Below are 17,553 nucleotides of genomic sequence, written 5' to 3'. Positions count from 1 at the left end.
ATTTAATATACCTTCAGTGTAACATTAAAAAGAGGTGCCGATATGAAAATGAATTCTCTATGCGCATTGTTTCTGGGCTCGTGGCTCTGCGTCGGCTGCGCCAAAGCACCGGAAGGTGAAAAATTTGGTAAAGAGCTGACGTTAAAAGAAAACGTTAAAATCTCAGTTCTAATGGAAAATATGCCGCAATATCTCGGCAAGACGGTTCTGGTAGAAGGAAAGATCGTAGACGTTTGTTCTAAACGCGGCTGCTGGATGGAACTGGCGAGCGATGCGGAATTTCAGAAAATAAAAATTAAAGTGGAAGACGGGGTGATTATTTTTCCGGTAACGGCAAAAGGTAAGACAGCGAGAGTGGAAGGCGTTGTCGAGTCGATAGAACTTTCCAAAGAAAACGCGCTGAAATATTATGAGCATCAGGCGGAAGAAAAAGGCGGCGCTTTCGACCCGGCAAGTGTGACCGGCCCGGTTACGATTTATCAGATCCGGGGCACAGGCGCAGTAATTCGTTAAAAATAGATGGTGAGGCAGTTTAGTTATATATTAAATAAGCTTTCCGGATTAACCCGGAAAGCTTTTATGCATTGCAATTTGTAAGAGATGTTTTATTTCGAAAAATTCCATTTAGCTGATCGCTTGGCGGCTTCACATAGGTTAAAATCGTCGGGGTCAAAACTAGCCGTTTTGTAAACCCATTCATAGCTGCCGTTAATAATGCGGAGTTGGTTGCCATCCAGGTGAAATTCCACTGAATATTCGCCGCCATCGAGAACAAGCATGTCGCCGTCGATTTCATAGGTATCAAAATAATAATACCAGCAAGTTTCCTCATCCTCATAAAAATTTACCTGGTCGCTGGTGAATTCGACGTATTCTATATACCCCACAGTGTCTTCATCGAATGTTACCAATATCCATTGGCTGCCAGGTAATGAGTCCTTTTTCGAATCTTCCGGACAGGAAATTAATAATAATGCACAGGAAATAATAAAAAACGAACTGCGAAATAATGATCGCAATTTCATAGTCTTCTCCTCGTGTTACATTAAAATGTCAGGACATTGATTTTTGTAAGATAGGCTGACAATGCTGTAAAGTCAATGTGTTTAAAGTAATTAAGGATGTCAGTTATGAGAACTATACCGGTGTGCGTTTTCTGCGTAGAGGAAAAAACCAATCCTTGATAGGCACGTTAATGCGCAATAATGAAGTCACTGTTGCTAATATAATAAATATCAGGATAAACAAATGGAAAACAGAAAATCTAACTTAGCATTATATAAATTAAACCGTTCCTTGCATCGCGATATAGGCTATTTGACGGTCGGTTTTACTTTGATCTTTGCCATATCCGGGATTGCGGTCAATCACATGCAGGATTGGAATCCAAACTACGATGTTTCAAGAGTTGAATACAAGATTCCGGCGGTTGATGTTCAGGGTCAGGATGACATGGTAGCGCATGTTCTGAAACACGTTAGTCTCACAGTGCCGGTTAAAAATAGTTTTCGTCCCAATCCGAATGAACTTAAGATTTTCTTTGACGGCAGTACATTGACGTATAATAGCCAAACCGGAGTCATAATTGAGGAACGAATTCAAGAACGCGATTTACTTTTTGATATGAATTATCTGCACCTAAATCACGCAAAAAAAATGTGGACATGGGTATCTGATGTATTTGCCTTGTTCCTTATTTTTCTGTCGATCTCAGGTTTGTTTATATTAAAAGGAAAACAGGGTATCAAAGGACGGGGAGCAATTCTGACGTTGATTGGTTTTGCGATCCCAATCGCGTTTCTCTTGCTTTACCGTTATTTTTAACCAGTAACTTCCGACGCATGGACATTGCTGTAAAGCAAGCAGTTCCAGTTACAAAAAAACAGTTGTAAATAGGTAAATTTTTAAAGAGATTAACGGCATTATCGGATCACTTGTCTTACCTTTTGGATTGTCACATGTCCGATCTCGTTTTACATAATCAGTCTGTTTTCTTATAGTTTAATATTTTACCAAAGGCGTATGTTCAGCATGCGCCTTTTTTATTTGAGGAGCGGAATATGAAAAAGTTCATGCTGTGTTTGATGTTGGTTTGCCTTCCTATAACGGCCTACGCTCAGGAAGTGCATATAATGAAAAATATATCTTATCAGCCGGGACAGAAATTGTTTGTGGGGTTGGCCGGTTCCGATCTTGGCGCGCCGATCCGCTTTCAGGTAACGGACGATCAAGGTAAACCGGTTTCCGGAGCGCTTGTAACATTCGAACTTATCGAAAAACCGGGCAAAGCGAAAGGAGATAAACTTGCTTTAAAAGCAGTTGAAACCGATTCGCAGGGCATTGCAGAGAATTCCTTTACGCTTGGCGATGCAGCCGGCGATTACATAATTATTGCCCGCACAGCAAAAATGACCGGAGATACGCCGCACGTGGTGGTGCGGGCGCAACGTACTATGTGGTGGCTTTTTCTGGCGATCGGTTTGTTCGGAGGCCTCGGTATTTTTCTATACGGTATGGGACTCGGATCCGGCGGATTGCAGAAAATTGCCGGTGACCGCCTGCGCGGCATTCTCAGCGCATTGACAAGCAACCGTTTTCTCGGACTGCTTGTGGGTATAGTGGTTACGGCGATAGTGCAAAGCAGCTCAGCGACCTCCGTCATGGTCGTCGGATTAGTGAGCACCGCGCTCATGACGTTGCAGCAGGCGATCGGCGTGCTGATGGGCGCGCATATAGGAACGACGATTACGGTTCAGCTGATCGCATTCAATGTGTCGGACTACGCGCTACTACTGGTCGGCGGCGGCTTTCTGATCACCATCATGACCAAACGAAAATTTTATATTTATCTCGGCGAAATAATTCTCGGTTTTGGCTTTATATTTTTCGGTATGGCGGTGATGTCTCAGGCGATAGGGCCGCTTAAATCCATGCCGGCATTTATCGCGTGGTTGATTGAATTTGGAAAAAGTCCGTTGCTGGGTATACTCGCGTCCACATTATTTACGGCCGTCATTCAAAGCAGCGGCGCCACGATCGGTTTATGCGTGGTGCTGGCGAGCGAAGGATTGCTTAGCCTGCAGTCGGCCATGCCGCTGGTGTTTGGCGCAAATATCGGAACGTGCGTGACGCCGATATTGTCGGCTATTGGTGCGTCAACGAACGGCAGACGGACGGCGGTAGCGCATACGATGTTCAGTATTATAGGCGTTGTGATATTTACGCCATTCCTCATTCCGTTTGAGGCCATGGCCGTCGACGTAACCCGGTGGATGGGCTCAGATTCCGTTCCGCGCCAAATCGCAAACGGCCACATGATATTCAATCTAATGACGGCCGCACTTCTTATTTCATTTGTTCCGCTAACGGCAAAACTGATCACGAAACTGATTCCTGAAAAAGCGGAAGGCGAGGAATTCAAACCGAAGTATCTGAACAATGCTTATCTGGAGACTCCTGATATTGCGCTACAGCAAGCTCAACTGGAGGAAGGCCGTCTCGTTGATTTGGTTAAACAAATGTATGGTGAAGTGCTGAATTTATACAAACCGGATAACGAAGAACGACTTGCTAAAGTTCGTGAACTCCTGAAAAACGCAAATATGCTGGAGAACGCGATCCGGCGCTATCTGACAAGGCTTTCTCAGAAGAGTATCAGTTTATCGCAGTCCAAGCAGCTCATGCGCGTGCTTTTGACCATCGACGATCTGCGGCATATCAGCGAACGAATCGGACTTGCCCTTGCAGAGCAATCGGAACGATTTGTTGATAATAAATGGAAGTTCTCTCCGGAAGGCGAGAGCGATCTGAACCAGTTCTATACGCTGATAAAAGGGCGTTTAGATAAAACGTTGGATGCATTAATGAAAGAAGATAAATTAGTGGCGCAAGAAATTATTGATACAAAGCATTCGATTTCAGAACAGGAAGTTAGACTTCGCGCAGCGCATATGATGCGTATGGCGAAAGGCGGAGAAGATACTTTGAATTCCAGCAATTCGCATCTGGATCTTCTGGCGATACTCAAACGCATCGATTCATTCAATGTGAAAATGTCGCACGAGATCGTGGAGCAGTTTCAGTTTTAACTGTTACGATCGATTTCCCACAGATTTCGCAAATTCACGCGGAAACTTTTATCTGCGCAAATCAGCGGTATCTGCGGGAAATTTTTAAAACCCTGGGTGAAACTTATTTAATAAAGTCCTGACAACCAGTGCATCACGTTTAGCGCAAACTGGCGGTTGTCGTTTCCCGGAACATTCATTCCGAATTTCCCGGTGTCGTCTATTTGTGCTGTCATGCACGCGGCTTCCCCCAGAACTACCACGCGGCCTTTTCCGAAATTTATTGCCAGCCCCATACATTTGCCTTGAATGGGGTAAGGGCCTTGAAATCGTGTATAGGTTTTACCATCAGCTTTCCATATTGAATCCGGTATCGTTTCCATCGCCGATGAACTCAATTCCAAAAGCACTTGCGCGTCAGCCGTCCCCTTTAGCGATTGACCCGTGAAGACGACCACTTTCCGGATCTGTTCTGAAGAATTTCTGCCTTCGGTTATCGGGTGGGACTTCAGCAACTTGTTGGCGCGGCTGAACGCCAATTGATCCTTCCACTGCGGCGACCCCTCAAAGTGCAGGGAATCTTCCACCGATCCGTTTCCCATCGTCACGCCAAATCTTGTTGCCAAAGGCTGCGCTGCCGATCCCATCGGATAATGATCGGCGATAAGCAATAAGGAACCTCCATTTTCTACCCAGTCGCGAACGGCATCGCATTCTTCCTCATCAAACGCCGACAAATATTTTTCAACTTTTCCTTTTGCATTCGAGATCACTAAAACGGAATAACCGGCTAAGGATTCTTTAGTAAATTGTTTTTTATTTTGTTCAACGATATAACCGTCGTTTCGGATCAGGTTAGCAAAAGGTCTGTAGCGCCCGTCAGCCGTGTGGAAATTATTATGCGCTTCATCAAACAGCACTTTTGGATGCAAGGCCGTGTAAGCCGGGTTTGCGACCGATGTGTCGTAGGCCAAGTCGGCTTTCTGGTCGCTGTTGCATGCCGTTAATAGAAGGGTTAGGTATAATATTTTTTTCATAATATTTTTCGCATTGTACTTGTTAAAAAAAGGGGTCAATAATTGTGAATCAATCTATTCTTTTGATCACGTCTTCTGTGTCATCAAACCATAAGATTTTCATTTCATTAAAATCTTTAGGAAAAAAAACTCTATAGTCCTTTCTGCCTTCAACCGAAAAAGTGCTTTTGCTCATGTAGGTCAACTTTCTTTTACTGCTGCCATTGAAATAATAAATACTTCCGTTTTCCGAAAGTATCTTTGCACCGTCTTGGTAAGTACCAAGAATAGATTGCAGGTATCCGTTGTCTGCAATGTCGGGATATGCCAACGATTCGTATTCAAACAAGAGCCATTTAGAAGCGTTTTTTAATTTTTTCTCTTTAGCTTTTTTTGATAATGATTGACATACATCGGTCATTGCCTTATTGAAATTGAATGAACCCGGTGCGGCCGCGTTTATATCAGGTGTTACACCTATGCCGTTAAAATTTTTGCCGCTTATGGCCGTTCCGCTTACGGCAGTCGTGATAAACATGTACAACACATCATTTATAACAAAAAGCTCGCCGGGGTTTCCTAAACCTTTTGTCTGACCGCCGATGACAACTGCTCTTTTATACTCCTGCAAACAAGCGGCAAGGCCTTCCGCAGCCGAAGCCGTATTATTGCTTACCAGAATATATAAAGGCATATCGGTTAACTTCTTAATACTCGGGTCTTTTACCGTATAATATTCCTTAACCTCATTATTCTTTCTAAACTTAAGTTCACCGATCTTCGTTGATTCAGGTAAAAAATAACTTAAGATAAAATCCATCGTTTCAGACGGGCCTCCTCCGCAATCCGAAAGATCCAGAACAATAGCCGAAGAATTAGAGATAAAATTCATGGCGCCGGTTAAAGTTTCCTTGCAGTATTTCAATTCTACGAAATTGTCAATTTTAAAATATCCGATATTTCCATGCAGAATTTCCACCTTTCTCATTCTGAAGTTTTCATTTTTTAGCATGGCGACAAACGGCTCATCCGGCGCTTGATCCTTATTGCCTTTGGATTCATTTCGTAATCGCCGGACTATCTTCGGGCTAAAATAAATTTGCACATGCTTGTCATTCAAAATATTTGAAAGATCCATATTGAGCTGATCCCCAAATGAGTTAATCGTTTCATGCCGATCGTATTGGTTGGTAGTGAATTTCATATTCAGCTCTTTTTCCACTGCATCCGCCTTTTCTTCAAAAACGTAGTTTTCCTTGAGTAAGGACACAATCGTATTTATCACAACCCTCTTGTCAGATGCGCTGATTTTTGAAGCCGGGTCTTGAGCAGTACATTGGTTAAACGTGACAACAGAAAATAAAACGAAAATGAATGTTTTTGAGATTTTCAAAAGAACTCCTATTCTGATTTGAGATTAAAAAACGTCCGTAATTGAAATTCCGAAATGATCCATAAAGCGGTCAGGATTCCGATGATTGGAAAATCGAACCTTGTAATATGACTTATAGCGGTAGCCGGTGAATAACCCTGGGCATAATATATTCCCGTAACGATAAGAATACAGACGGCAACGGTTCCGCTGACGGCGATTATGGAAATGCGCCGCAACAGTTCACGTCGCGCCTTCTCCTTTTGCATTTCAGCCTGAACTAATATCCACCTGTAGTAAGGAGGCGAGGCTTTTATATCCGTTTTCTTGGACAAATTTTTTATTGCCGGATAAAGGCCGATGGTTAAACGGCAAGACTCACACCCTATCGAGTGTTGCCGCAACGTATCACTCCAATGACCATCGGTCATCGCCTGACGGGTTTCAGATTCATGCTCGCAAGTTATCACTCTATATTCCTCCCGTAATTCCAAATTCCTTCATAATATCGCTCATTCGTTTTTTTGCCCTGAAAAGCAGAACTTTCACGCTATGCGTTTTTATTTTCAGAATATCGGCAATTTCTTCATGACGGTAATCTTCCGCATAGGCCAGCCACAAGAGCGATTGGTATTGTGGAGGCAGTTGGTCAAATGCCCGCTCGAAATCCACTTTGTCCGCTGTGTTGACGGTCTCACTTTCCAGAGTATCGCCTGTATCTTCCCATGAAATCATTCTCTTATTTTTCCTCCAATGATCTTTAAAAATATTTGTCGCCGTTTGGTATACATAAGACTTTTTTTGTGATTCAGTCAGAAAAGACAACTCGCGATTCAAAAATCGGATAAAGCTCTCCTGGATAATATCATCGGTTAATGCCTCGTCTTTGGTAAGACGATACACATAAGACCAAAGCGGTTTTGCATGGGTCTCGTAAAAGAGTTTGAATTCCGTTTCCTCCATGCGCGGATTACTCGCGGTCTTTAAATAAATTCCATTTTTTCGCTAAGCGCAGGGTTATGGCCGCGTTGATCAAAAATCCCAATCCGATGGCGATGGCCAGGCTTCCCCAGTAATATAGGTCCTGAGCTTTGGTTACATAATTAGAGTCTGTTTCAAATCGATAGGAATACCCGTTGATCAGCATTACGACGCCGATAAGGATCAGCATAACCGCTGCAGTCAAAAATCGTATTATTTTCATTTGAGGCTTTGATTCCGTATGAATAAAAACCTGTTTTCCCCGCTCGCTTTGAACAAAATCAATAAATTCGCTGCTGGCAGAAAATTTTTTCACAAGGTCATGCTGGATCTCCAATCGTTTCAGCCGTTCAGCCTGGTCAGCTTGGTATCTTTTCCACCAAAGCCACAAGACCCATGCGCCGAGCAGCATTAAAGCGGGAAACAACAAAATTTCTTCATCCATAGGACCTCCGTTTGTCTATGCAACTATACATAAGACGTATGAATCGTTTAAAAGGTTAACAATTTCATCACTCCGGCTAAAAGATTTATAAAAGGATATTTTTTGGATTTGGTTGCGAGAGGTTCACATGTTTTCGAAACGATTACGCAATTCCCTTACCGAGATAGGGACGAAGTAGAGGCGAGATTGTTCGGCGGATCAGCGCGTTTTGCCATTTCCATTTTTCACTGTCGTCGGCATGAACAAGAAAAATGTTTTCGCCGCTTTCGTGTACGGCGCAGGGTTCGCCGTCACGATAGAGAATTCGATTACCCAAAAATGCGGAAACTTTTTTCCCGGGCGTCAGAATGCCCTGTAAATTGAGCGGATCGGCCGCGCTGATGGAAATAAGTTTTCCGGATTTTTCCTCCTTACGTGTAGATCGCAACTTGGTTAATGCTTCGGGAAGCGCAAACTGTTCCCCCCAAACGCCTTCGACAAACCGGCCGCCGCGAATCTCGCCGCGCGCTTCGAGTTTGCGGTACACTCTGACCAATTCCCTCCACGGCGGCGCCACAGATTCGCGATCGGCGAGTTTACGGAACATCACGCCGTAGCGTTTTAGCAATATCCTGGCCGTTATTTCAAGCACCTCCGAATCCGGTATTTGTTTTTCTTCGGTATGAACTTCATGTAATAAAGTCCACCGCCCGGCCTGATCCATGGTAAAAGGGGCCTGCTTGCGTCCACGCGTTTTAGTACCTGCAAGTTTGTATTTGGCGGGAACGAGCAGCGCGCGTAAACCGGCAAAACTATCAGAAACGATTAACCCGGCGGCAACTAATTCGCCAACAGCGTCTTCCGCCTGCGATTTTAACAAACCTGTTTTTTCAACAAGATCGTGAAAAAAAGAGGCACCGCGTTGTTTTAGAAATTCAATGATCTGTGACGCTGGAAGAGAAAGATTCGTATCATTTTCCGATAAGTGAAACTGCTTCCAAAAAGAAACGTTTGTTCTCTGCACCAGCATAATCGGCGTAGACTTCACAGGACTTTTGCCGGAAGTTTTCTGAATTCGAAAACGTCCCCAGGAAGTTATCCCCGAAAGGCAAGACATATCTAACCAATGATGATCATAATCGGCAATACGCGCCGTTAAAATATCGGATTCCCACGCCGCGGCCGGCGCTTCGAATCCTTCAAGCTGCCGGAGCACAACCTGCAAGGCTTCCGGGCCTTCTAATTTTTCGGACGGATCCAGATGCTGCCATGAAAACAAGAAACGCATAAAATCAGCGGCAGAAACGGGTTCAATCTCCTTCCGCAGTTTATCCAGTGTGTAGCGGTGAATGCGCGCCAAAAGCCGCCGTTCGCACCACTCGGTTTCAGCAGTCTCTGAAGTAAAGTGTCCTCTAAAAACAAACCCTTCATTTTCCAGCGCGAGTAAGGCCGCCTCGATGGAAGAAAGTTCCATACCTGATGACCGGGCAATGTCGGTTGCCGTTACGGGTCCGAGGCCCTCGAGCCGGCCGCGGACTATTTCCGTCAACGCTCGTTCCTCGGTCCACACTTGATTTACAAGTCGTTCGGGTAGAATTAATTCCGGGGCCAATTCAAACGATTGAAAAATAGCCTTCCATTGCGGGAGACGTTCTACAGGTATACATAGCGGAACTTTATTCTCATTGTACAATACAGAAACGCGTCCATGCGCAGCCAACTCATCGAAATATGTTTTCCAATCCGGATTTTTGTTTATTTCAGACCCCGTCATGAATCCCAGCAGAACTAACGCATCATGCAATTCGTCCTTATTTTCCGCATCAGGCCATGCTTCGGATTGAACGGTCCGGATAGCGGCGATATCGAGTTTGCCGAGTTCCGATGCGTCCGACGGATCGATAAACCGACGATTGGCAACGGCGCGCGATCTGCGTTCCTCCAGCGGGGCGTCGTCGAGAAATGCGTAGGGGCGAGCATTGAGAATTTCTTCGGACAACGGAGAGGGTTCCCGCAGATCTTTTGCAATAAGCTGTATTGATTTATCTTCGATCTTTCTCAACAAAGTTTCCAGTTCGTCAACAGCCATCGCTTCAAACAGACAGTCACTGATGGTTTGGCGAACCAGCGGGTGGTCGGGGATTTCTCGGTCTCCGGCGATATTTTCAAGGCAGGCCAATTGATCCGGAAAAATCAGCGCGACCAAATCCTGCGCATTCATTCGCTGAAGCTGCGCCGGAACTCTCTTGCCGTTTCGACGCCGAAGCATAGCGAGCGAATTGGTCGCATTCCACCGCCAGCGCAACTCGAACATCGGAGAATCGAATACCGCTTGAATTAAAATGTCGCGTACGGTTTTAGAATTGAGATAAGAAAAAACTTCGTCGAGAGGAAAACTGTGTGTAGAACCGAGCGACAATACAATGGCGTCTTCGGTTGCCGCGGCCTGAAGTTCAAAATTGAATTTTCTGCAAAACCGTTTTCGTAAACTAAGACCCCAGGCGCGGTTCATCCGGCTGCCGAAAGGAGAATGAATAATCAAATGCATATCTCCGGCCTGGTCGAAAAATCTTTCGAGCACAATGGTTGTCTGTGTGGGTAAACAGTTAAGTGCGGCTTTGGATGCGCCGAAATACATCACGATCTGATCGGCGGCGCTTCGTTCAACGCCTATGTCCTCTGTGAGCATACGTAAAGCCGGTTGTTTCCACGCAGCATCAGCTTCGTTGGAAGCCGTGGCCAATTCCGTTGTATCCAGCCTGTTAGATATTTCTTCCCGCAGGCGCGACACGGCGAAAGATAATTCCATCGTTCGTCCGGGCGCTTCGCCAAGCCAAAATGGAATGTTCGGCGGCGTCGAGCCGGCATCGCTAACACGTACGACTCCATTTTCCACACGCAGAATTTTCCATGAATTATTGCCTAACTGGAAAATATCGCCGGCGGAACTCTCAAACGCAAAATCTTCATTGAGCGTGCCGATGAATGTGTTGCTCGGTTCCAGCCGTACTTCGTAATCGAATGAATCCGGTATGGCGCCGCCGGATGTGATCGCAGAAAGCCTTGCGCCTTTCCTCGCGCGAAGAGTTTCGTTTACCACGTCGTGGAATAGATACGCGCCGCGTCGTCCCCGCCTTGTCGTAAATCCGTCGGAGAGCATCGTGATGACTTCGTCAAATTCCTGCCGACTCAAATTCCGGTACGGATATGCGCGGCGAACCAATTCGTACAAATCTTTTTCTGCATATTCGCCGCAGGCAACTTCGGCAATGATCTGTTGCGCCAGAATATCGATTGGTTTTTCCGGAATAATGATTCGGTCCAGTTCGCCCCGCCGCACTGCGTCAAATATGGCCGCGCATTCAACGAGTTCGTCTCTCGTCAGCGGAAACAGCTTTCCTTTCGGCGTGCCGGTGACCGTGTGTCCGGAGCGGCCTACGCGTTGAAGAAAGGTTGCAATAGATTTAGGCGATGCGATCTGGCAAACGAGATCAACGGAACCTATATCTATTCCGAGTTCCAGCGAGGCGGTAGCCACAAGCGCGCGCAGAGAACCGGATTTAAGCCGCTGTTCGGCCTGCAGCCGATGTTCTTTGGACATGCTGCCGTGATGCGCGGTGATGGCATCAGGACCGAGGCGTTCTGTCAACGTATGAGCGATACGTTCCGCTAAACGGCGCGTATTCACAAAGATCAATGTCGTTCGGTGTTCCCGGATCAATTCGACCAAACGTTCGTAGATTTCCAGCCACACTTCATTGGGCATCACGGCGGACAACGGCGATCCGGGAACTTCAATGGACAGGTCGAGTTTGCGTTTGTGACCCGTGTCGATGATGGTGCAGTTTATGTCGTCACCCTGAGCCTGTTGAAGGGTGAGAGGTGTCTCGCTCTTTGTCACACTTCGACCATGCTCTGTGTGACCATTACCTACCAAAAACCTCGCGATCTCCTCGATCGGTTTTTGTGTGGCAGAAATGCCGATGCGTACCGGCTTATTTTTTGTTAACGTCTCCAGCCGCTCCAGCGTCAGAGAAAGATGCGATCCGCGTTTGTCGCGGACCAGCGCGTGAATTTCGTCAACGATGACCGTGTGGACGTTGGATAACATGCTGCGCCCGCCATCGCTCGTAACCAAAAGAAATAAGGATTCCGGGGTTGTGACCAGTATGTGCGGAGGGTTTTTTGTCATGGCGGTACGCGCGCTTGCGGGAGTATCGCCCGTTCTGACCAGCACACGGACCGGCACTTGAGGAAGTCCGAGTAGGTTTAATTCCTCTTCGATTCCGGCCAGCGGACGTTGAAGATTTTTTTCAATATCATTGCTGAGCGCTTTAAGCGGGGAAATGTACACAATTTGCGTTTGCGCTAATAACGATCCCTCTAAACCTCGCTGAACCAGATCATTTATAGCCGCCAGAAACGCGGCAAGCGTTTTACCTGAACCGGTTGGCGCTGCAATAAGCGTGTTTTGTTTTTGCTGGATGGCCGGCCAGGCGCGTCTTTGAATTTCTGTCGGCAGCGAGAATTCCTTGATGAACCAATTCTCTACAGAAGGATGAAACGTATGTGACATTTGTTCGGGAGGCATGGTTTAATCTATAAAATGTCATGGATTTTTCAATGAATAAAGAAAACTTCTTACCTAAACCCAGGCCGACGTCATTCTACTAAGAATCTTTTCTTTATACAGTAAGGCTCTCAATCTAAAACAAATTCTTTCAGAATGGCGAGAGGTTCAATACATGAAAAAAATTTCCCGAACATTCACTTGAATGCTACGTAGTATTTGCTGAAATTTAAGAAACCAAAACCGTACGCCATGTCTAACGAAAATTCCACTAAAAAAAACGATCCCGGGATATTCAATACGATCCGTCACGACGTTCAATCCGGCGGGCACTTTGACAATATCCGGCGGGAGTATCGTGAATTGCGCGATTTCTATATTGATACCGAAAAAAAATCCAGACTGGTTGAAATGAATGTGATCAAACGCTGGATTTTCTTTGTATGGTGGCTGCTGAAAAGCATGTTCTTCAAACTTACGCCAACCAGGCGCCTGTTGCTCCTGCTCGGTATATTCTTTACCAATGCGGGCTTTGCCATTCAGCTCGGGAACGCAAGGATCAACGATAATAATTTGCTTGGCGGAATTTTGATCTTGTTCGTGCTGTTGCTTGAATTAAAGGATAAACTGCTGGCGCACAGCGAACTGGAATCCGGACGTAAGGTCCAGCAAGCGCTTGCACCGGAACGCTGCCCGCAGGTTTCCGGATGGTCGCTATGGCTCTATACGCGGCCGGCTAATGAAGTGGGCGGCGATCTGGTTGATTTTCTTCGCATCAGTCCGGAACGCGCCGGCCTAATCATGGCGGATGTAGCGGGCAAAGGCCTTCGCGCGGCATTGCTTACTGCAAAGCTTCAGGCTACCGTACGTGCGCTCGCATCCGATCACGATTCATTATCGGCATTTTGTTCCAAGGTCAACGCGATTTTTCATCGCGATAGTCTTCCGAGTATTTTTGCTTCGCTGTTATACATCGAAATCAAACCCGAAGAGAATCAGATACGATTCGTAAATGCAGGGCACATGCCGCCGCTGGTCATTTCCGCTCAAGGGGTCAAGGAATTATCAAGAGGCGAACTCGCGCTTGGGTTATCCAATAAAACAGATTATTCTGAACAGACAATCGAACTGCAACGCGGCGAGGTTTTATTTGCGTATTCCGACGGGCTGACAGAAGGGTGCAATGAAGCAGGTGAATTTTACGGAACGGAACGTCTCACAAAACTGTTGTCACAGATCGGCCATTTCGATGCGCAGCATATCGGGGAAACGGTAACAAACCAACTTGGCCGTTTTGTGGGCGATGCAAGAGCAAATGATGATCTGTCGTTGTTGATCGTGAAGCGGTTGTGATGAGGATAGCCATGTGAAAGCGCCGATTTTTTAAAACTAATGAACCTGCTTGATCTATCATTTTTTTGCGAGAATGGTTTTTTAATTTTATGCATACGCAATGTCGCCCCGCCGGGGTTTTTTGAATTAATGATGTTCATTTATCTATACAAATTGCGCCCCGCCGGTGCTAATATGCAAAACGTCAAGTATTCGTCCCGTAGGGACGAAATATTTATAGAAATAATTACATAAACAAAATTTAGCTCCGTAGGAGTGAAATGTATGGCTAACACGTACAGCCAAATTTACGTACATTGTTTTTTCCGTCAAAGGCCGCCAAAACATCATTCCGAATATTCACAAAACGGAATTATACAAATACATAGCAGGCATTATTAGAAATAAAGCCCAAAAACTGATCGCCATCAACGGCATGCGCGACCATATTCACATCTTGATAGGGTTATTTCCTATATCAAGAACCAGGAGAAACATCATTCAAAAACCACATTCAAAGTAGAATACAAGAAACTTCTTGAAAAATTCAACGTCGAATATGATTCCATATATCTTTTTGAATGGCTTGAATAAGCGCATATCATTTTTTCTTTATCGATACGCTTGCTTGACAAAATAAAGTATTTATTCTATTTTAACGAAATTTCCTGAAAATTCATTTTTGAAATTACTAGGCTCAACGGTACACCTTTAGGTCATGGTGTAGAAGTACGGGCTTCAATTATTTAGCGGAGGATCGAGTATGAAGAAAGTACGCGTTCTCGTCGGAACAAAAAAAGGCGCTTTTATTCTAACCTCGGACGGCAAACGAAAAAAATGGAACATCAAAGGCCCTTTTTTTGCCGGTTGGGAGATCTACCATATGAAAGGATCACCGATGAATCCCAATCGGATCTACGCGTCACAGACCAGCGGTTGGTTCGGCCAGGTGATTCAGCGCTCCGACAATGGCGGAAAAACCTGGGACGCGGTCGGGAATGAATTCAAGTATGACGGTACACCCGGAACGCACCAATGGTACGACGGCACGCAGCATCCATGGGAATTCAAGCGCGTCTGGCATCTGGAACCGTCGTTTACCGATGTGGACACGGTATATGCCGGCGTCGAAGATGCGGCGCTGTTCAGATCCACGGACGGCGGGAAATCGTGGGAAGAACTGCCCGGCCTTCGCAATGCGAAAGGCCATCTTTGGCAGCCAGGCGCGGGCGGCATGGGCTTACATACGATCCTCCTTGATCCAAACAATCCTAAACGCATGTTCATCGCCATCTCGGCTGCCGGCGCCTTCCGCACCGACGACGGAGGACAAACGTGGAAACCGATCAACAACGGATTGAAATCGCTGTATGAACTTCCCGATCCTGCGGCGGAAGTCGGGCACTGCGTACATAATATTGCCATGCATCACTCGAGACCCGACGTCATTTTTATGCAGAAACACTGGGATGTGATGCGTACGGACAACGCCGGAGAGGAGTGGCGCGAGATTAGCGGGAATCTGCCCACCGATTTCGGATTTCCCATTGCGGTGCACGCGCATGAGCCCGAAACCATTTATGTTGTGCCGATCAAAAGTGATTCCGAACATTTCCCCCCCGACGGGAAACTGCGCGTATATCGCAGCAAGACGGGCGGCAATAAATGGCAGGCGCTCACCAAAGGACTGCCGCAAAAAAATTGTTACGTCAATATTCTGCGCGATGCGATGTCGGTTGATTCCATGGATAAATGCGGAATTTATTTCGGTACTACCGGCGGCCAGGTTTACGCTTCGGCTAATTCCGGAGATTCCTGGTTTGCCATTGCCGAGAATCTCCCTTCCGTGTTGAGTGTGGAGGTGCAAACATTGAAATGATGCGCATAATGATCCCATACCATCTCGGTAATCTTGCGAATATTCCGCGAGAGATCGAGATCGATGTCAAAGAACCTTGCACGCAGCGTTCAATATTGGATACGCTAGAGTCGTTGTATCCTGTGTTGCGCGGTACGATCCGGGACCATTCCACGCTAAAGCGTAGGCCGTTCGTCAGGTTCTTTGCTTGCGGCGAAGACTTATCCCACAACTCGCCCGATGCCGCCCTGCCCGATGCAGTGGTGAAGGGTGATGAACCTTTCCTGATTGTCGGAGCGATGGCCGGAGGATAACAATTTAATTAAAATAGTAATACTTGTTAGAACCCCCAAGTTCGCAAGCTATCAGAATGCCCAATATGGGTCATAGGATTTACTAAAGTAATTTTACACACTGTATAGCCGAATCTTCATTGAAAGGAATTAGCCATGTCCGCTTACGTCATTGTAGACATTGAGATCACCGATCCGAAAGAGTATGAAGAGTATAAGAAACTTACACCTGCAACCATTGCAGCATACGGCGGAAGATTTATTGTACGAGGCGGCGCAACGGAAACGCTCGAAGGCGATTGGACTCACGGACGGATAGTCGTTCTTGAGTTTTCAGACGTGGAAAGCGCAAAACAATGGTGGAGTTCTCCTGAATATGCCGATGCTAAGGCTATTCGACAACGAACGGCGAAAACAAAAATGATAGTAGTTGAGGGTTTTCATCCATGAGTATCAAATACGGAACATTAACCGTAAAAAGATTATTGGTTTTGCTCATAATCCAGTTTCTTAATGACGGAAACATTTCTGCTCAGAACAATAAGATCGTAATCGGTGAGACCGCTAAGATTCATTCGAAAGTATTGAATGAAGACAGGAGCATTACGGTTTATGTCCCGCCGGATTACAAACTGACTCAGACGAAATATTCCGTTGTCTATCTATTGGACGGCCCCGATCATTTTCATCACGTAACCGGTATCGTACGCTTTCTTGCGCAACAAGGGGTTATGCCGGATATGGTCGTTGTTGGAATACATAATACCGATCGAACGCGTGACCTTACGCCTAAACCGGATTCGTCAGACAAGCAACAGCCTACGGCAGGCGGTTCGGATCAATTTTTGCAATTCCTTACCGACGAACTGAAACCATTTGTTCAAAAAAAATACAGGACCGATCCATTTGAGATCCTTATCGGGCATTCGTTCGGCGGCCTCTTTGCCATTCATACCATGTTAAACAAACCGGACGTATTCGATGCTTACATCGCCGTTAGTCCTTCGTTATGGTGGAATAAGTGGGAAGAGGTCAAGCACGCCGAGTCGTTTTTGAGATCGCATCGTGATTTCAAAAAAATGTTATATGTCGCGCTGGGAAATGAAGGAATTCAGATGCAGAGCCCTATGGACAGTTTTGTTACGGTATTGGAAAGGAATGCGCCTCCGGGGTTTTCGTGGAAATACCAATCGATGGATAAAGAAAATCACGGCACTACTCCGCACAGATCGATTTATGACGGGCTTGAATGGATGTACACCGGATGGTCCTATCCGTTGTCGGCAGCATTCAAAGGGCTCGCTGGTTTGGAGCAGCATTATGCCGGATTATCGGCACGGTTCGGCTACAAGGTCGAACCGTCGGAGCGAATTATTAACTCTCTCGGTTATGTGCTTTTAGGAAACCTGCAGACGGCGGAAGCAATCAAAGTATTTCAATTTAATATCAGCAGTCATCCGGAATCGGCTAATGTGTATGACAGCATGGCGGATGCGTATGAAGCTTTTGACGAGATGGAGCTGGCTTTGAAAAACTGTGAACGGGCATGTCTTCAAGGAAAAAAAATTTCCGATCCTAACCTGGCGATATACCAAAAGCATTTAGAGAAAATAAAAATAAAAATGGGTAAAAAAATTTGA

At 45.9% G+C, this 17,553-nt stretch carries 15 protein-coding genes and 1 pseudogene; 9 read left to right on the top strand and 7 right to left on the bottom strand.

Going from position 1 to position 17,553, the window contains the following annotated elements; translation table 11 throughout:
• Positions 1 to 42: 42 nt before the first annotated feature.
• Positions 43 to 513: a DUF4920 domain-containing protein gene (locus F9K33_06300; protein KAB2880253.1), complete on the top strand. Its 471-nt coding sequence runs from the start codon at positions 43 to 45 to the stop codon at positions 511 to 513.
• A 92-nt stretch (positions 514 to 605) separates the two neighbouring features.
• On the opposite strand, the gene F9K33_06295 is transcribed toward F9K33_06300, so the two are convergent.
• Positions 606 to 1,025 carry a hypothetical protein gene (locus tag F9K33_06295; protein ID KAB2880252.1) on the bottom strand — a complete coding sequence of 140 codons (420 nt, stop codon included), beginning with the start codon at positions 1,023 to 1,025 and terminating at the stop codon, positions 606 to 608.
• 223 nt (positions 1,026 to 1,248) lie between these two features.
• Here F9K33_06295 and F9K33_06290 point away from each other — a divergent pair, with 223 nt between their 5' ends.
• Both F9K33_06290 and F9K33_06285 read left to right on the top strand, forming a co-directional pair.
• Positions 1,249 to 1,824, top strand: coding sequence for a hypothetical protein (locus F9K33_06290; GenBank protein KAB2880251.1), 576 nt, complete (start codon positions 1,249 to 1,251; stop codon positions 1,822 to 1,824).
• A gap of 236 nt (positions 1,825 to 2,060) precedes the next feature.
• Positions 2,061 to 4,088, top strand: a complete 2,028-nt coding sequence (locus F9K33_06285; GenBank protein KAB2880250.1) for a sodium-dependent phosphate transporter — start codon at positions 2,061 to 2,063, stop codon at positions 4,086 to 4,088.
• Between the two features lie 107 nt (positions 4,089 to 4,195).
• Here F9K33_06285 and F9K33_06280 read toward each other — a convergent pair whose 3' ends face one another.
• From F9K33_06280 to F9K33_06255, 6 genes are all read right to left on the bottom strand, one after another.
• Positions 4,196 to 5,104 carry a ThuA domain-containing protein gene (locus tag F9K33_06280; GenBank protein ID KAB2880249.1) on the bottom strand — a complete coding sequence of 303 codons (909 nt, stop codon included), beginning with the start codon at positions 5,102 to 5,104 and terminating at the stop codon, positions 4,196 to 4,198.
• A gap of 49 nt (positions 5,105 to 5,153) precedes the next feature.
• Positions 5,154 to 6,476: a S41 family peptidase gene (locus F9K33_06275; GenBank protein KAB2880248.1), complete on the bottom strand. Its 1,323-nt coding sequence runs from the start codon at positions 6,474 to 6,476 to the stop codon at positions 5,154 to 5,156.
• Positions 6,477 to 6,484: 8 nt separating this feature from the next.
• Positions 6,485 to 6,925 carry a hypothetical protein gene (locus tag F9K33_06270; protein KAB2880247.1) on the bottom strand — a complete coding sequence of 147 codons (441 nt, stop codon included), beginning with the start codon at positions 6,923 to 6,925 and terminating at the stop codon, positions 6,485 to 6,487.
• 1 nt (position 6,926) lies between these two features.
• On the bottom strand, positions 6,927 to 7,418 hold the full coding sequence (locus F9K33_06265; GenBank protein KAB2880246.1) for an RNA polymerase sigma factor: 492 nt from the start codon (positions 7,416 to 7,418) through the stop codon (positions 6,927 to 6,929).
• A 7-nt stretch (positions 7,419 to 7,425) separates the two neighbouring features.
• Positions 7,426 to 7,881, bottom strand: coding sequence for a hypothetical protein (locus tag F9K33_06260; GenBank protein KAB2880245.1), 456 nt, complete (start codon positions 7,879 to 7,881; stop codon positions 7,426 to 7,428).
• Between the two features lie 142 nt (positions 7,882 to 8,023).
• On the bottom strand, positions 8,024 to 12,436 hold the full coding sequence (locus F9K33_06255) for a DEAD/DEAH box helicase (protein KAB2880256.1): 4,413 nt from the start codon (positions 12,434 to 12,436) through the stop codon (positions 8,024 to 8,026).
• A gap of 246 nt (positions 12,437 to 12,682) precedes the next feature.
• On the opposite strand from F9K33_06255, the gene F9K33_06250 reads away from it, so the two are divergent.
• From F9K33_06250 to F9K33_06225, 6 genes and pseudogenes are all read left to right on the top strand, one after another.
• Positions 12,683 to 13,783, top strand: a complete 1,101-nt coding sequence (locus tag F9K33_06250) for a serine/threonine-protein phosphatase (protein ID KAB2880244.1) — start codon at positions 12,683 to 12,685, stop codon at positions 13,781 to 13,783.
• Positions 13,784 to 14,047: 264 nt separating this feature from the next.
• Positions 14,048 to 14,356, top strand: a pseudogene (locus tag F9K33_06245) (hypothetical protein).
• A 169-nt stretch (positions 14,357 to 14,525) separates the two neighbouring features.
• Positions 14,526 to 15,641, top strand: coding sequence for an exo-alpha-sialidase (locus tag F9K33_06240; protein KAB2880243.1), 1,116 nt, complete (start codon positions 14,526 to 14,528; stop codon positions 15,639 to 15,641).
• Complete coding sequence (locus tag F9K33_06235) at positions 15,638 to 15,934, top strand: MoaD/ThiS family protein (GenBank protein KAB2880242.1); 297 nt, start codon at positions 15,638 to 15,640, stop codon at positions 15,932 to 15,934. The genes F9K33_06240 and F9K33_06235 overlap by 4 nt, the downstream gene beginning before the upstream one ends.
• Before the next feature lie 135 nt (positions 15,935 to 16,069).
• Positions 16,070 to 16,363, top strand: a complete 294-nt coding sequence (locus tag F9K33_06230) for a DUF1330 domain-containing protein (protein KAB2880241.1) — start codon at positions 16,070 to 16,072, stop codon at positions 16,361 to 16,363.
• Positions 16,360 to 17,553 carry an alpha/beta hydrolase gene (locus F9K33_06225; GenBank protein ID KAB2880240.1) on the top strand — a complete coding sequence of 398 codons (1,194 nt, stop codon included), beginning with the start codon at positions 16,360 to 16,362 and terminating at the stop codon, positions 17,551 to 17,553. The genes F9K33_06230 and F9K33_06225 overlap by 4 nt, the downstream gene beginning before the upstream one ends.

This window comes from bacterium (assembly GCA_008933615.1).
Classification (GTDB): Bacteria; CLD3; CLD3; order SB21; family SB21; genus SB21.
Note: the sequence above shows the minus strand (reverse complement) of the source record. Positions and strands in the feature narration are given on the sequence as shown.

Coding starts and splice junctions, on each gene's coding strand:
- F9K33_06300 (KAB2880253.1), top strand. CDS start 43: ATGAAAATGAATTCTCTATGCGCATTGTTTCTGGGCTCGTGGCTCTGC.
- F9K33_06295 (KAB2880252.1), bottom strand. CDS start 1,025: ATGAAATTGCGATCATTATTTCGCAGTTCGTTTTTTATTATTTCCTGT.
- F9K33_06290 (KAB2880251.1), top strand. CDS start 1,249: ATGGAAAACAGAAAATCTAACTTAGCATTATATAAATTAAACCGTTCC.
- F9K33_06285 (KAB2880250.1), top strand. CDS start 2,061: ATGAAAAAGTTCATGCTGTGTTTGATGTTGGTTTGCCTTCCTATAACG.
- F9K33_06280 (KAB2880249.1), bottom strand. CDS start 5,104: ATGAAAAAAATATTATACCTAACCCTTCTATTAACGGCATGCAACAGC.
- F9K33_06265 (KAB2880246.1), bottom strand. CDS start 7,418: ATGGAGGAAACGGAATTCAAACTCTTTTACGAGACCCATGCAAAACCG.
- F9K33_06260 (KAB2880245.1), bottom strand. CDS start 7,881: ATGGATGAAGAAATTTTGTTGTTTCCCGCTTTAATGCTGCTCGGCGCA.
- F9K33_06255 (KAB2880256.1), bottom strand. CDS start 12,436: ATGTCACATACGTTTCATCCTTCTGTAGAGAATTGGTTCATCAAGGAA.
- F9K33_06250 (KAB2880244.1), top strand. CDS start 12,683: ATGTCTAACGAAAATTCCACTAAAAAAAACGATCCCGGGATATTCAAT.
- F9K33_06240 (KAB2880243.1), top strand. CDS start 14,526: ATGAAGAAAGTACGCGTTCTCGTCGGAACAAAAAAAGGCGCTTTTATT.
- F9K33_06235 (KAB2880242.1), top strand. CDS start 15,638: ATGATGCGCATAATGATCCCATACCATCTCGGTAATCTTGCGAATATT.
- F9K33_06230 (KAB2880241.1), top strand. CDS start 16,070: ATGTCCGCTTACGTCATTGTAGACATTGAGATCACCGATCCGAAAGAG.
- F9K33_06225 (KAB2880240.1), top strand. CDS start 16,360: ATGAGTATCAAATACGGAACATTAACCGTAAAAAGATTATTGGTTTTG.